11 protein-coding genes and 1 pseudogene are annotated in these 14,110 nt (G+C 67.3%); 8 read left to right on the forward strand and 4 right to left on the reverse strand.

The genetic code is table 11. The features are described 5' to 3' along the window. The first annotated feature begins 13 nt into the window (after positions 1-13). From QF036_RS01645 to QF036_RS01655, 3 genes and pseudogenes are all read left to right on the forward strand, one after another. Positions 14-1,132 (forward strand): NAD(P)/FAD-dependent oxidoreductase, encoded by a 1,119-nt coding sequence (locus QF036_RS01645; protein WP_307098614.1) that lies wholly within the window; start codon positions 14-16, stop codon positions 1,130-1,132. A 193-nt stretch (positions 1,133-1,325) separates the two neighbouring features. Then, positions 1,326-2,612, forward strand: coding sequence for a GGDEF domain-containing protein (locus QF036_RS01650; protein ID WP_307098616.1), 1,287 nt, complete (start codon positions 1,326-1,328; stop codon positions 2,610-2,612). 60 nt (positions 2,613-2,672) lie between these two features. Then, positions 2,673-3,358, forward strand: a pseudogene (locus QF036_RS01655) (EAL domain-containing protein). Between the two features lie 5 nt (positions 3,359-3,363). Here QF036_RS01655 and QF036_RS01660 read toward each other — a convergent pair. From QF036_RS01660 to QF036_RS01670, 3 genes are all read right to left on the reverse strand, one after another. Then, the gene (locus tag QF036_RS01660) at positions 3,364-5,100 is read right to left on the reverse strand and encodes a hypothetical protein (RefSeq protein ID WP_307098618.1); all 1,737 of its coding nucleotides are present in this window, start codon (positions 5,098-5,100) and stop codon (positions 3,364-3,366) included. 89 nt (positions 5,101-5,189) lie between these two features. Continuing rightward, positions 5,190-5,774: a hypothetical protein gene (locus QF036_RS01665; RefSeq protein WP_307098619.1), complete on the reverse strand. Its 585-nt coding sequence runs from the start codon at positions 5,772-5,774 to the stop codon at positions 5,190-5,192. Between the two features lie 71 nt (positions 5,775-5,845). Continuing rightward, the gene (locus QF036_RS01670; RefSeq protein ID WP_307098622.1) at positions 5,846-6,538 is read right to left on the reverse strand and encodes a TetR/AcrR family transcriptional regulator; all 693 of its coding nucleotides are present in this window, start codon (positions 6,536-6,538) and stop codon (positions 5,846-5,848) included. Positions 6,539-6,683: 145 nt separating this feature from the next. On the opposite strand from QF036_RS01670, the gene QF036_RS01675 reads away from it, so the two are divergent. Then, the gene (locus QF036_RS01675; RefSeq protein WP_307098624.1) at positions 6,684-8,111 is read left to right on the forward strand and encodes a flavin monoamine oxidase family protein; all 1,428 of its coding nucleotides are present in this window, start codon (positions 6,684-6,686) and stop codon (positions 8,109-8,111) included. A 111-nt stretch (positions 8,112-8,222) separates the two neighbouring features. Continuing rightward, positions 8,223-8,705 carry a pyridoxamine 5'-phosphate oxidase family protein gene (locus tag QF036_RS01680; RefSeq protein ID WP_307098626.1) on the forward strand — a complete coding sequence of 161 codons (483 nt, stop codon included), beginning with the start codon at positions 8,223-8,225 and terminating at the stop codon, positions 8,703-8,705. Between the two features lie 59 nt (positions 8,706-8,764). On the opposite strand, the gene QF036_RS01685 is transcribed toward QF036_RS01680, so the two are convergent. Then, a complete protein-coding gene (locus QF036_RS01685; RefSeq protein WP_307098628.1) occupies positions 8,765-10,093 on the reverse strand; it encodes an MFS transporter in 1,329 nt (442 codons plus the stop codon). Between the two features lie 225 nt (positions 10,094-10,318). On the opposite strand from QF036_RS01685, the gene QF036_RS01690 reads away from it, so the two are divergent. The 3 genes from QF036_RS01690 (at position 10,319) to QF036_RS01700 (ending at position 14,098) form a co-directional block, all read left to right on the forward strand. After that, the gene (locus tag QF036_RS01690; RefSeq protein WP_307098630.1) at positions 10,319-11,041 is read left to right on the forward strand and encodes a GntR family transcriptional regulator; all 723 of its coding nucleotides are present in this window, start codon (positions 10,319-10,321) and stop codon (positions 11,039-11,041) included. Between the two features lie 181 nt (positions 11,042-11,222). After that, positions 11,223-12,569: an L-fuconate dehydratase gene (locus QF036_RS01695; protein WP_307098632.1), complete on the forward strand. Its 1,347-nt coding sequence runs from the start codon at positions 11,223-11,225 to the stop codon at positions 12,567-12,569. Then, the gene (locus QF036_RS01700) at positions 12,566-14,098 is read left to right on the forward strand and encodes an aldehyde dehydrogenase (NADP(+)) (protein ID WP_307098633.1); all 1,533 of its coding nucleotides are present in this window, start codon (positions 12,566-12,568) and stop codon (positions 14,096-14,098) included. Before QF036_RS01695 ends, QF036_RS01700 begins: the two co-directional genes overlap by 4 nt. Positions 14,099-14,110 lie beyond the last annotated feature (12 nt).

Here is a 14,110-nt window from a genome sequence, read left to right on the forward strand (position 1 = left end):
AAAGGGAGAACTCATGTCCTCCACCGCCACCAAGCACGTCGCCATCATCGGCGGCGGCATCCTGGGCGTTTCCACCGCTGTCCACCTGCTCCGCGAAGGCGCATCCGTGACGCTGCTGACCGAACGGGGCCTGGCCAGCGAAGCCACCGGACGTTCGCTCTCCTGGCTCAATTCCGCAGGTGAACGCTCCACGCCCTACCACCAGCTCCGGCTCGCCGGCGTGGACCGGTACCGCACGCTCTTCGCCGCCGATCCCGGCCGGGAGTGGCTGCAGTTCGGCGGTGGGCTGATGTGGAACGCCGAAGGGCAGCGGGAAGCCACCGAGGCCCGCCACGCCTTCGAGAAGTCCATCGGCTACGACTCCAAGCTGCTGGAACCGGAGCACATTGTCGCGGCCACGCCCGGCATCGATGCGGGGGCCGTTCCGGAAATCGCCATCTACAACCCCGGCGAGGGCTGGGTCAGCCTGCCGGACCTGGTGGACTTCCTGATGGAGGAGTTCCACGAGCGCGGCGGCCGGCTGGTACTGAAAGCCGGCAAGTCCTCCGTGGTGGTCGACGGCGGCCGGGCGGTGGGCGTCGAGACGGCGGCGGGGGAGACGTACGACGCCGACGCGGTGCTGGTGGCGTGCGGGGCGGCGACGCCTGCCGTCGTCGCTCCGTTGGGCGTGGACATCCCCAACGGTTCCCCGGTGTCCATGCTGGTGCTGACCAAGCCGGTGGAGCACGACGTCAAGGCCGTGATGAACACGCCGCGGGCCGCCGTGCGCCCCAACCCTGGAAGCACGTTCGCCTTGGACCACGACTGGTACGAGGAACACATCACGGAGCATGCGGACGGTTCGTTCAGCATCCCCGAGGACGTGGTGCAGGAACTCGCAGACGAAGCCAGCAAGCTCATTGCCGGCAACCCTGAGCTCAAGCCCGCCAGCTGGAAGATCGGCTACAAGCCGATCCCTGGCGACGGTGAGCCGGTGCTGGGCGAGCTGGGCCAAGTGCCCGGCTGCTTCGTGGCCTTCACCCACTCCGGTGCCACGCTCGGGCTGGTGGTCGGCGAACTCCTCGCCGGCGAGATCCTCACGGGAGACAGGCACCCCATGCTGACCACGTTCCGGCCGGGCCGGTTCTCCTGAGCTGAAGAGACGGAAGCCCCGCACCGCCGTTGAACACGAGCGGTGCGGGCTTCTTTCATGAGACGGCTCTCGGATGGGCCCGGCATGTGACGTACGCTGGGCATGCCGGCGTCGTGGGCGCCCGCTGCCGTGGCCTGGCTGGCGGCCTACCGCCGCCAAGAACCGCCGGGCACTCGCCCTCGTGGCGATGGCCTTGAGTGCGTTTGCGGCGGGGAGCACTATCTACGTCTCCTCGCTGGCAGGGGCCAGCTCGCTGCCCTTCCCGTCGCCGGCGGATATCGGCTACCTGCTGTTCTATCCGCTGGTTCTCGGCGGCTTGTTCGTCTATCTGCTCGCGCTGCGCCAGCGGCTGGCGCGTTCGGTGCTGCTGGACGCCGTCGTCGGGTCATTCGGTGCCGCCTCCGTCCTGGTGGTTCTGCTCAGCCCGCTGCTGTCGGCTGCCGGCGGGTTCCCCTCGTTCGCCACGTCCGTTGCGGTCGCCTACCCCCTTCTGGATCTCGTGGTCCTGGCCGTGACCGCCGGAATGGCTGCCGTGCCGGGTCTCGCCACCGGCCGCAGCGGGGTAACCCTGATGCTGGGGCTTATGGTGTTCGCCGCGGCCGATGTTGCCTACGCCTTCAGGCTGGAGAACGACACCTACTATCTGGGCACACCCCTGGATGCCGGCTGGACAGCAGGCATGTGCCTCATCGCCGCCTGGGCGGATGACTTTACCCGGCAGGGGGCAGCAGCCGAGGGCACCAGCGAAGGGGCTTGGACGCCGGCGGTTCCGATGGTTGCCACCGCCGCCGGCCTGGGCGTCCTGATCGTGGGCACCGGAACCCCGGTGCCGGAACTCGCCGTCGGACTGGCCGCAGCCACACTGGTGTCAGCCGGCATCCGCACCCAGATGGCCTTCCGTCAGTTGGTCACTCTCGCCGAGGTGCGCCGGCAGTCGAGGACCGATGAACTGACGGGGCTGCCGAACCGGCGGGCGCTCTATGCCGACGCCCCGGGGGTGCTCGAGGCGCAGCAGGGTGCACCGTGCGCCTTCCTGCTCCTGGACGCGGACAGGTTCAAGGAAATCAACGACAGCCTGGGCCATGACGTGGGGGACCGGCTGCTGATCCAGATCAGTAAACGGCTTCGCCGGTGCCTGGGGCCCGATGACCTGATAGCCCGGCTGGGCGGGGACGAGTTCGCCATTATCCTTCGCGATGCCGGCGAGCACGAGGCACTCCAGCTCGCTGACCGGCTGCGGGCCGCCTTGAGTGAGCCCCTTACCCTGAGGGGCATTGCCCTTCAGGTCGGTGTCAGTGTCGGCATCGCCCTGTTCCCGGAGCAGGGGACGGACCTGAAGACGCTGCTCCGCAAGGCCGACACGGCAATGTACCGCGCCAAAAACTCGCGCAGCGGCCGGCACGTGTACGCCAGTGAGGACCAAAGCCCCGGGGAGGAGCGGCTGAGGATGCTCCAGGAACTTCGCACAGCCCTGGCCTAGGATGAGCTCCTGCTGCATTACCAGCCCAAGGTGGACGTGATCACAGGTGAGGCGAAGGGCGTGGAGGCCCTGGTCCGCTGGAGCCACCCCCGGCACGGGCTGCTGGCCCCCGGCTCGTTTCTTCTCCTTGCCGAGGAGGGCGGGCTCATGAACGCCCTGAACGACCGGGTGCTTACCCTGGCGCTGGACCAGGCGGCCATCTGGCATTCGCAGGGCAGGTCGATGACCGTGGCTGCAATCTCTCTGTCAGCTCACTCATCGACGCAGAGCTGCCGGACCGGATTGCAGCCATGATCCAGGAGCGGGGCCTGGCGGAGTCGGCGCTGATGGTCGAGATCACCGAGGATTTCATGATGCCGGACCGTGTCCGCGCCAGGGACATCCTGTCCGGGTTGCAGGCCCGGGGCATCCGGGTGGCGATCGATGATTTCGGCACGGGCTACAGTTCGCTGGCCTACCTTCGGGACCTGCCCATCAACGAGCTGAAGCTTGACCGCTCCTTCATCGTTTCGATGACCGAGGACCCGCGGGGTGCGGCCCTGGTGGCCTCGACCATCAACCTCGCACACAGCCTCGGCCTGACAGTTGTTGCCGAGGGGGTGGAGGACGGAGGTGCGCTGGACCAGCTGGCCCGTTACGGCTGCGACCAGGCACAGGGATTCCACATCCTCCGGCCAGCACCGGCCGCCGAGCTGGATGACTGGTTCACCGCGTCCCGCCTGGACAGCGGGCTGCCCTCGGCGTGACGCGCTTAGCTGCCGGTTGCTATGGGGGTGGCTGTCGGGGCCGACGGCGACGGCGGTGGGTCCAGTGTGACGGTCACGGTTCCGTCCGCGGCGATGGCAATGCCTCCGTGCTGGTAGTCCTGGAGGGTGCCCGAAGCAGCCGGACGCGCGTCCCCTGTGGGGAACCCCAATGGACCGGTTCCCCCGCCGGCGGCGATCCACGCAGCACGCAATGCTGGCGTGGAGATGTGCGCGCCCGTGGTGCGGTGCCAGATGATGTAGCCGTTCCGGAAGCCCTGGTAACGTCCGCCGATCCCGGTGGACAGTTCATTTGTGACGGCATACCCAAGGGTGCCGGCGGCCTTGAACTTCGCGCCAATGGCCCCGGCAACAATCCGCGCCCCCGCCTGGGCAGTCCACGTGATGGTGCCGCCCTGGAAGTTCTGCGCCGCGCCGCCGCTGAAGGCGTACTCATTGCTTGTGGGGTAGCCGAGGGTGCCATGTTCCGAACCGGCCCCGGCCCAGGCTGTGCGGATGGCGCCGCGGGTGATGCGGGCACCTGTGGTGGAGGACCAGTGGATGATTCCGCCCTGGAAGGTCTGGTAGCTGCCGCCGTCTTTCAGGCCGCCGATCTCGTCGGACGTGGGGTAGCCGAGCGCACCGCGTTCGTAGCCTGATGCGGCCCAAGCGGCGAGGATTCCGCCACGGGTGATGTGCGCCCCCGTCGCACGGGACCAGTGGATCCGGCCGCCCAGGAAGCCCTGGTAGGCACCGCCGTTCCTGAGGCCGCGTCCCTCATCCGACGTGGGGTAGCCGAGCCTGCCGTTCTGCGCGCCGGCGGCAGCCCATTTGCTGCGGATCGCACCGCCGATCGTACGAGCACCGCCCGCCGGCGACCAATAGATCGACCCGCCCCGGAACACCTGGTACGCCCCGCCGCTCGGCAGTCCTGTCACCTCACGGGAGGCGGGGTTACCCAGCCAGCTGGCGGGTCCGCCGGTCCGGGCGTACTTGGAGGTGATGGCACCGAACGGGTTGCTCGAGTATGGCGTGAACACGTCATCCACCGCTCCCATGATGATGCGGTCTCCTGGCCGGTTGGTCCGGAGCAGACGGGTGACCGTGGCCAGGCTCGTGGAGACGCAGCCGGCGCTGGGGGCGCGGCCGGCATGGAAGAAAATGGCGTACGAGGCGCCGAGAACGGTCTTTGAGTCCGGCGGCCGGTTGTAATTGATGACGGCGGCCTGCTCGTAATAGCCCTGGTTCATGAAGGTCCAGAGGTTCTCGTCGGCTTCGCCGCCTGCGCCTTCAAAGTACTGGTTGTAGTTCCGGTTCCATTCACCGCCCCAGCGGGACCGGTAGTTGATCTTGTAGTACTTCAGGGCCGAGCCGGGATTGCTGCGCCCCAGGGCCTCCGTGAAACTGAACGAGCCGGTGGGGGACCGGTAAGTGTCCTCCCATTCCCGGTTCTGCGCCGCAAACCCGTACTGCCCGCCGTAGCCCCAGTCCTGCCATTCCTGGATATAGCGGTTTCCCGAACGGACACAGCCGGTGATGGTGAGCAGGCTGGTGTTGCGGGTGGCAGCCGTGGCGAATGTGACCCTGTTCGCCCCGAAACCGGAAAACTTGGTCTGCCCGGCGCTGAGCCGCGCGCAGGGGTTGTACACCTGCGCCGACGCGTTGGCGGGCGGGGCCGTGGCCACCGCTCCGGCCGGAACGGCCAGCGCGAGAAGGGCAGCGACAAGGACTTTCAGAACGGACATGGCGGAGACCTTTGCCTATGGCGACGCCCGCATCCCCCCGCGGCCGCCATCCGGACACGAGCATATAGTGCGCCGCCGCCGGCGTGGTGTCAGGCCAGGATTTTCTTGTGGAAGAACACCAGGTAGTCGCCGGTGGCCTCCTCGAACCCGAAGTCCTTCCAGTAGGCCCGCAACGCCGATTTGGCCTCCTCGTACTCTGCTGAGTCCGCCGGCGGTGACCCTGCGCCGTCCGCCGGCGCGGCGTGGACCACCACCAGGTTCACAGACCGGCCCACGGTTTCCACGATGGCGTTGAGCACCGAGTAGCCCGTCCTGCCGCCACGGTACTCGGGGAAGATCTCGAGCGAGGAGACGATCATCAGGTCTCCGCCGTCCTGCAGGTATTCCCTGATGAGGTCCGGGCGGTCCGTGGTGAGCATTTCAACGGCTTTGGCCATTTCCTGGTCGGCCGTGCCGGTGGTGAGGAAGAGGTTGATCATGCCGGCTTTGGGAACAACCTGGACGACGGCGCTGCCAAGTTGCCGTTCCTCGTCGCCGCCGGGGGTGGGAATTGGGTAACTCACCGCAACTTCCCAGCGCAGCGGATAGTCCGCGGGATCATGCTCAAGCCCCGGCGTGCCGCGGTACCGGAGCTTGTACTCAAAGAACAGCGATTCCGGGTCGATTACGGTCATGGCGCCGTCCTTGAGCTCGCAGCTTGCGTGTTTGGGAATCTTAGTCGCCTTGGGCGGCGGGAGGAATGGGATCAGCCCCGCAAGCCGCCCAGCCCGTTGATCAGTGCCTCCAGGCCAAGGCTGAAGGCGACGTCGGCGGGCCGCTCGTGGCCCTGCTCGGCCAGGCTCCGGACCGCGCCCGTGAAGCTGGGCGTCGCCTCCGCCATGGTTCCGGGATCGAAGATGTCCGCCGGCGCCGTGACGTCGTAGGCCGAGCCGAAAATGAAGGACTCCAGCGCGACGATGGAAGAGACGATCCGCTCCTCCGGAAAACCGGCGTCGCGGAAGCCGGAGCTGACCGTTTCATACATGGCCAAGGTCTGTGGCGCATCGGTCACGGGCAGCACGGCAATGACCGGTATCAGCGGGGTGTGGCGGGAGAAAACGTCGCGGTAGCTCCAGGCCCATTTCCGCACGGCGTCCTCCCACGGACCGGCGCCGAAGGCCGAAACATCCACAAGGGATGCCAGGTGGTCCTCCACCAGCAGGAGAACGTCCCGCTTGGATTTCACGTGGTTGTAAAGGGCCGACGGCGCCACGTTCAGTGAACGGGCCAGTGCGGCCATGGTGAGGCCGTCGTAGCCCTTCTTCTCGATGAGCCGCAGCGCACCCTCTGTGATGCCGCCCTTGTCCAGCACGCCTCCCACGGGGCGCCCGGCGCGGCGCCTGGTGCCCTGCCCAGCTGTCGTTGAACCGGCTGTTGCTACGGCTGGTGATGCCGGCATGGCTGACCTTTCTGCGGGTGAACGTCCTTTCGCATTATTCCATCAGCCTCTTCCGCTCCTCCGCCAAAAGCCCTATAGTTCTTATAAATGAATGGCATTCATTTAGTGGTTCGCATCACTTGCGCGGCCACAGAGAAAGGACATCATGCTGAATCTTGACCGCGACGTAGTGATCGTAGGCGCCGGCCCCTCCGGCCTCACCGCTGCCCGCCAACTGAAAAAGGCGGGCCTGACCGTCGCCGTGCTGGAAGCCCGTGACCGCGTGGGCGGCCGGACGTGGACCGACACCGTTGACGGTGCCATGCTCGAGATCGGCGGCCAGTGGGTATCCCCGGACCAGACAGCGCTGCTGGCCCTGCTGGACGAACTCGGCCTGGAAACGTACTCCCGTTACCGCGAAGGGGAATCCGTCTACATCGGTGCGGACGGCGCCCCGGTCCGCTACACCGGCGACATGTTCCCGGTCAGCGCCACCACGGCAGCTGAAATGGACAAGCTCATCGCGCTGCTGGACGAGCTGGCGGCCGAGGTTGGACCCGCCGAGCCCTGGGCGCATCCCAAGGCGAGGGAACTGGACACCATCTCCTTCCACCACTGGCTGCGCCAGAATTCCCCGGACGAGGAGGCCTGCAACAACATCGGTCTCTTTATCGCCGGCGGCATGCTCACCAAGCCGGCGCACGCCTTCTCCGCCCTGCAGGCCGTCCTGATGGCCGCCTCCGCCGGTTCCTTCACCCACCTGACGGATGAGGACTTCATCCTGGACAAGCGGGTTATCGGCGGGATGCAACAGGTTTCCCTGCTGCAGGCAGCGGAACTGGGTGCCGACGTCGTCCTTAACAGCCCGGTGCGCACCATCCATTGGGAGGCCGACGGCGAAAACGGCCACCGCGTCACAGCCGTCTCGGACCGGGCCACGGTGAACGCGCGCTTCGTGATCATGGCCGTGCCGCCCAACCTGTACTCCCGCGTATCCTTCAACCCGCCGCTGCCGCGCCGCCAGCACCAGATGCACCAGCACCAGTCGCTGGGCCTGGTCATCAAGGTGCACGCGGTCTACAGCACGCCGTTCTGGCGCGAGGACGGGCTTTCCGGTACCGGGTTCGGCGCGGGTTCGCTGGTCCAGGAGGTCTACGACAACACCAACCACGGCGACACCCGCGGAACACTCGTGGGCTTCGTCTCCGATGAAAAGGCCGACGCCGTCTTCGAGCTGAGTGCCGATGACCGCCGCCGGGCCATCCTGGAATCGATCGCCGGCTTCCTGGGGGACCAGGCCCTCGAGCCCGAGGTGTACTACGAATCCGACTGGGGTTCCGAGGAGTGGACGCGCGGCGCCTACGCCGCCAGCTACGACCTGGGCGGGCTGCACCGGTACGGCAAGGATCAGCACACAGCCGTCGGCCCCATCTACTGGTGCTCCTCCGACCTCGCCGCCGAAGGCTACCAGCACGTCGACGGGGCCGTCCGCATGGGGCAGGCCACCGCAGCCCGCATCGCGGAGGCCGCCGCAGCGCCCTTCGCCGCGACCGGCGAGCCGGAACTGGCGAACGCAACGGCCGCCGTCGGCTGACCTGCGCGGCTGGAAAGTAAGCACACTTACCAATAGGGTGGTTGCCAGGGCATTGACCCGGTTCAGCTGAACGCATCGAAGAGAACGCAACCGAGCAGAACAGGTGACAGCATGGCAGGCACGGAAAGCATCAGCAAGGTCACGGACATCATCAACGATTCCCACATCGGAATGTTCACCACGATCAACGAGGAAGGCGCCCTGGTCAGCCGGCCGCTGGCCGTCCAGGACGTTAAGGACGACGGCGACATGTGGTTCTTCACCGGGGAGGGAACCTCCCAGGTGGCCCACATCGCGACCGATCCCCGGGTCAACGTGTCCTTCGGCAAGCGCACCGAGTGGGTGTCGGTGGCCGGGACCGCCGAGGTGGTGCGGGACCGCGCCAAGATCCACGAGCTCTGGAACCAAGCGGTTGAGGCCTGGTTCCCGGACGGGCCGGACACCCCCGGGGTGGTCCTGCTGCACGTGGACTCCGACTCCGCCGAGTACTGGACGAGTCCCGGCGGCACCGCGGCGACCGTCCTGCAGTGGGTCAAGTCGAAGGTCACGCACAGCCGCATGAGCGTGGGCGAGAGCGGGACCGTCGAACTGTAACTGCAAACACAGCAACGCGGGGTCCCTTCGACCCCGCGTTGCTGTGTTTGCTGCTGTGTCTAGGCTTCCTTGACCTTCAGGGGTTCGATCTTGCCCATGATGAACAGGTAGTTGGCGGCGCCGACCAGCGACACTGCGCCGATTACCGCGAGCGGCGCGACGAACGATCCCGTCTGGTCCACCAGCACGCCGATCAGGATCGGGGTGAAGATACCGGCCAGGTTTGAGGCGAAGTTCTGCAGGCCGCCGATGGAACCCACGTGGCGGGAGCTGGGGGCGACGTCGGCCGGCAGCGACCAGATGCCGGTGGCGGCCACGGTCAGGCTGGAGTAGGCCACGGACAGAAGGGCGAGGGCCATCCAGGCTTCGGGCACCAGCGCGGCGAACATGATGACCGAGCCGCCGGCCAGGCCGCCGGCGATGGCGGTCTTGCGGACCTTGGTCACGGATGCGCCCGCCCGGACTGCGCGGTCGGCCAGGTATCCGCCAAGCCAGCCGCACAGCACGGCGCAGATGCCCGGGATGGCGCCAAAGAAGCCCAGCTTCAGGAGGTCGAAGCCGCGTTCCTTCACGAGGTAGCTGGGGAAGAACGTGATGAAGAAGTAGATGGCGCTGTTCAGGCAGAAGAAGCCGAACATCATGCTGAGCACCGTGCGGTACTTGAAGAGGGACCGCCACGGGAGCTTGGCAGCACCGGCATCATCGCTGGCTTCGCCGCGGGCGCCGCCTTCGCGGATGTAGTCCACCTCGGCGGTGTTGGCGCCCCGGTGCTCCTCGGGGCTGCGGTAGTACTTCCACCAGACGGCAGCCCAGATAATGCCAGCGACACCGATGATGATGAACACCGCGTGCCAGGAGGTAAGGGCAACGATCAGGGTGACGATGGGCAGTGCGATGACGGCGCCGACCCGCGAACCGGAGTCCCAGATGCTGGTGGCGAAGGCACGCTCCCGGACCGGGAACCAGGTGGCCACCACCTTGGCGGCCGTGCTGGGTGCCGGGCTCTCGCCGACGCCCAGCAGGAACCTGGCCGCGAACAGCGACCAAAAGCTGGATGCGGCGGCCGTGACCATGGTGAAGGCGGACCACCAGACCGCCGCCAGGGAGAATGAGCGGCGGGGACCCACCTTGTCCACGTACCAGCCGGCCGCGAGCTGGCAGAAGTCGTAGGCCCAGAAGAAGGCGGCGAAGATGAGCCCCTGCTGGGTGGCGGTGAGCTCAAAGTCCTTGCCCATGAACGGCAGGGCCACGCTGAGGCTTGAGCGGTCGAGGTAGTTGATGCTGAGGCCGATAAAGGCGAGCCAGATGATGACCCAGCGCTTTCGGGTCATCAGGCGGGGTGGCGTGGCGGATGATGTGGCGGCGGTCTTGCTTCCGAGCGCAGTCATGCGGTCTCCTTCGACGTGAACATGGCTTCGGGTGCTTTGGGCACCGGCGGTAGGGGAAGACGCCGAAGAGATCGGCGCCAAAATCATATAGGAATCTGGTTAATCATATAGATCATGCGCCACGGATCAAGGGGCAGTCGAAAAAAGTTTGCCCGGAGGTGCCGGAGTGCGTGGCTTATGATTCCCCCAGCGACTCCAGTCAGACCAGAATCAAGAGGTAACCGCGTGCCACCACGTCAATCGTCCGATACTTCCCGTGGAAAGGCTGCCGTCAGCGACGTCTACGCGTCCATGCGTGCGGCCATTCTCGAGGGCGAAATGGCCCCGGGCGCGCGCATCAACATCGACGCGGTCTCGCGCAGCCTCGGCGTCTCCCAGACGCCCGTGCGCGAGGTTCTCCAGCGCCTGGAGGGCGACAACCTGGTGGTCTACAGCCCCGGCCGCGGGTACAGCACCACGCCGCTGCTGGGCCTGGCCGAGCTGCGCTCGCTGTTTGAGTTCCGGCTGCTCGTGGAGCCCTGGGCTGCCCGGGCCGCCGCCGTCGACCGGCTGGCCAATCCGGCGGGCGCGCTGGGGAAGGAGCTCGCCGGTTTCAGGAAGACCATGAAGGTCACCAAGGACCTGCGCCAGGACCTCGTGGCGCACGACACCCGCTTCCACGACACCATCCTGGCTGCCTCGGGGAATCCCGTAGTCCGGCATGCGTTCGCGCAGACCCACTGCCACCTCCATACCTTCCGGCTTTATCCGGCCGACGTGGATGGCGCCATCACCGTAGCGGAGCATTCTGCCGTCACGGATGCCATCGAGGCCTGTGACCCTGAGGGGGCAGAGGCTGCCATGACCCGCCACATCCGCAACTCCTTCGACAGATTCGCCCAGGCCTTCGAGGGCGAGCTGGCCCCGCTGGAGGAGGTCGGCCCGCCCGGGAAGCGGATCATCAAATAAGCAGACCGGAACGGTTCGACGGGCAGACCCCGGCCATTGAGGCCGGGGTTTTTTCGTACCCGGATGAGGGCGGCTCGGGATCCCCGCGCTGGAAGGGGCTTGATCTGGATCACAGCTCCTATATGATTATCAGAATTCATATAGGAATCGCCCAGTCCACACCGACCTGAAAGAAACATCCATGCCTTTCATCACCTCCATCAGCACCCAGGACGTCCGGTTCCCCACGTCCCTGGAGCTTGACGGCTCCGACGCGGTCAACGTTGACCCCGATTACTCCGCCGCCTACGTCGTCATCCGCACCGACGCGGGCGACGAAGGCCACGGCTTCGTCTTCAGCTGCGGCCGCGGCAACGAAATCCTCACCGCCGCCATCGACGCCTACGCCCGCCTCCTGGTCGGCCGGGACATCGACGAACTGATTTATGACTTCGGGGGCGCCTCCAAGCGCCTGATCCACGACTCCCAGCTGCGTTGGCTGGGCCCCGAGAAGGGCGTGACGCAGATGGCCTGCGGTGCCCTGGTCAGTGCCCTCTGGGACATCCGGGCCCGGCGCGAGAACAAGCCCTTGTGGCTCCTGCTCAGCGAAATGAGCCCGGAAGAGCTGGTGAGCGCCGTCGACTTCACCCATATCCGCGACGCCCTCAGCCCCGAGGAAGCGCTGGAGATCCTGCGTGCCGGCCAGGACGGCAAGGCCGCCCGGATTGCCGCACTCAAGGCGGACGGGTTCCCGGCCTACACCACCTCGCCCGGCTGGCTCGGCTACAGCGACGAGAAGCTGGTGCGGCTGAGCAGGGAGGCCGCCGCCGAGGGCTTCTCCATGATCAAGCTCAAAGTGGGCGGCGACATCAACGACGACCGCCGCCGCATGGCCCTTGCCCGCGAGGCTGTCGGCGACCTGCCCATCGCGATTGATGCCAACCAGCGGTGGGAAGTCTCCGAGGCAATCGACTGGGTCAACGAGCTCGCCGAATTCAACCCCTACTGGATCGAAGAGCCCACCAGCACTGATGACATCCTGGGCCACGCCGACATTCGAAAGGGCGTCGCGCCTGTCCGGGTGGCCACCGGTGAGGCCGTGGCCAGCCGCATCGTGTTCAAGCAGCTACTGCAGGCGGGGGCAATCGATGTCCTGCAGCTCGATTCCACCCGCGTGGGCGGCGTCAACGAGAACATCGCCAACCTCCTGCTCGCGGCCAAGTTCGGCGTCCCGGTCTGCCCGCACGCCGGTGGTGTGGGCCTGTGCGAACTGGTCCAGCACTTCTCCTTCTTCGACTATGCAGTGGTCAGCGGCAGCCAGGAGGGCCGCATGATCGAATACGTCGACCACCTGCACGAGCACTTCGCCGAGCCTGTCCGGATCGTCGGCGGGCGCTACGCCGCGCCGGTCCTTCCGGGGACGGGGGCCGAGATGTTGAGCGCCTCCCGCTCCCGCTGGGAGTTCCCCGCAGGCTCCGGCTGGCAGGAAGTGGGCAGCCGGGCCGCCGTTACGGGCGCAAGCCTCGCTCCCGCAGGGGCCGCCCGATGACCGGCGCCGGCGCTGCGGTCATCGCGGCAGGAGCCACCACTGCCGAGGAGCTGAACGCAGCCGTCGAGGCCGCGCAATCCGCCTTCGAAAACGGCAGGACCGCGGATCCGGCCACCCGTGCCGGCTGGCTGGAGGCCGTGGCCGCCGGTTTGGAGCAGGATGCCGCAACACTGTTGGGGATTGCCGCCCGCGAAACCCACCTGGGCGTTCCGCGGCTCGAGGGGGAGCTCAAGCGCACGGTCTTCCAGCTCCGGCTCTTCGCGGCCGAGATCCTGCAGGGCGAGCACTTCGACGCCACGATCGACCACGCCGACCCCGACTGGGGCATGGGTCCCCGCCCGGACCTGCGGCGCTTCAACGTTCCGCTCGGCGTCGTGGGCGTCTTCGGTGCATCCAACTTTCCCTTCGCGTTCAGCGTGATGGGCGGCGACAGTGCGTCGGCGCTCGCCGCCGGCTGCAGCGTGGTGCACAAGGCGCACGACGGCCACCGCGAACTCGCGGTCCGCACCGCCGAAACGGTGACCTCCGCGCTGGAAGCTGCCGGGGCGCCGTCGGGCCTGTTCTCCCTGGTTTCCGGACGGCGGGCAGCGGAGGCGCTCTTGGACCATCCGCTGGTGAAAGCCGTCGGCTTCACGGGTTCGACGGCGGGCGGCCGGGCGCTGCTGGACCGCGCCGCCGCGCGGCCCGAACCCATCCCGTTCTTCGGTGAGCTCGGTGGCATCAACGCCGTTTTTGTCACGCCGAAGGCGTGGGCGGCCCGCCGCGAGGAGATCCTCACCGGCTATGCGGGCTCCTTCACACTCGGCATGGGCCAGTTCTGCACCAAGCCGGGGCTGCTGTTCGTTCCGGCCTGCGGGTCTGCCGCAGAGACTGCGGAGACCGGCCGTGTCCTGGCCAGTGCACTTGCGGATTTCACGCCGGCGCAGCTACTAAGCGAACGGCTGCATAGCGGCTACGGTGACGCGGTCCGCCGGCTCAACGGCAGCCACGGAGTGGACGTGCTGCTCGAGGGTGACTTCGCGGCAGCACCGGCGCCCACCGTCCTGCGCACCACGGCCGATGCGGTGCGCGCAGATCCCGGCATCCTGCGGCAGGAAATGTTCGGCCCGGCCAGCCTGGTGGTCGAATACACTGACCAGGCTGAGCTTCCGGGCCTTGCCGAACTGCTCGAGGGGCAGCTCACCACCACGCTGCAGGCCGAGGAGGACGACGACGTCGCCGGGCTCGCCGCCCGGCTCACCGACATCAGCGGCCGGGTGCTGTGGAACGGCTGGCCCACCGGGGTCACCGTCAGTTACGCGCAGAACCACGGAGGCCCGTATCCGGCCGCGACGTTGGCCACCACCTCCGTGGGGACGGCCGCGATCCGGCGCTTCCTGCGGCCGGTGGCGTACCAGTCGTTCCCCGCCGCCCGTCTGCCGGAGCCGCTGCAGGACAGCAACCCCTGGAACGTGCCGCAGCGCGTGGACGGAGTCTGGCGCAGGCCAACTGACGCCGGTTCCGATTCGACGATCGGGGGCAGGCCGTGACCGCTCCGCTAA

Origin of the sequence: Arthrobacter globiformis, assembly GCF_030817195.1 — a bacterium.
GTDB classification, from domain to species: Bacteria; Actinomycetota; Actinomycetes; order Actinomycetales; family Micrococcaceae; genus Arthrobacter; species Arthrobacter globiformis_D.

Coding starts and splice junctions, on each gene's coding strand:
- QF036_RS01645 (WP_307098614.1), top strand. CDS start 14: ATGTCCTCCACCGCCACCAAGCACGTCGCCATCATCGGCGGCGGCATC.
- QF036_RS01660 (WP_307098618.1), bottom strand. CDS start 5,100: ATGTCCGTTCTGAAAGTCCTTGTCGCTGCCCTTCTCGCGCTGGCCGTT.
- QF036_RS01665 (WP_307098619.1), bottom strand. CDS start 5,774: ATGACCGTAATCGACCCGGAATCGCTGTTCTTTGAGTACAAGCTCCGG.
- QF036_RS01670 (WP_307098622.1), bottom strand. CDS start 6,538: ATGCCGGCATCACCAGCCGTAGCAACAGCCGGTTCAACGACAGCTGGG.
- QF036_RS01675 (WP_307098624.1), top strand. CDS start 6,684: ATGCTGAATCTTGACCGCGACGTAGTGATCGTAGGCGCCGGCCCCTCC.
- QF036_RS01680 (WP_307098626.1), top strand. CDS start 8,223: ATGGCAGGCACGGAAAGCATCAGCAAGGTCACGGACATCATCAACGAT.
- QF036_RS01685 (WP_307098628.1), bottom strand. CDS start 10,093: ATGACTGCGCTCGGAAGCAAGACCGCCGCCACATCATCCGCCACGCCA.
- QF036_RS01695 (WP_307098632.1), top strand. CDS start 11,223: ATGCCTTTCATCACCTCCATCAGCACCCAGGACGTCCGGTTCCCCACG.
- QF036_RS01700 (WP_307098633.1), top strand. CDS start 12,566: ATGACCGGCGCCGGCGCTGCGGTCATCGCGGCAGGAGCCACCACTGCC.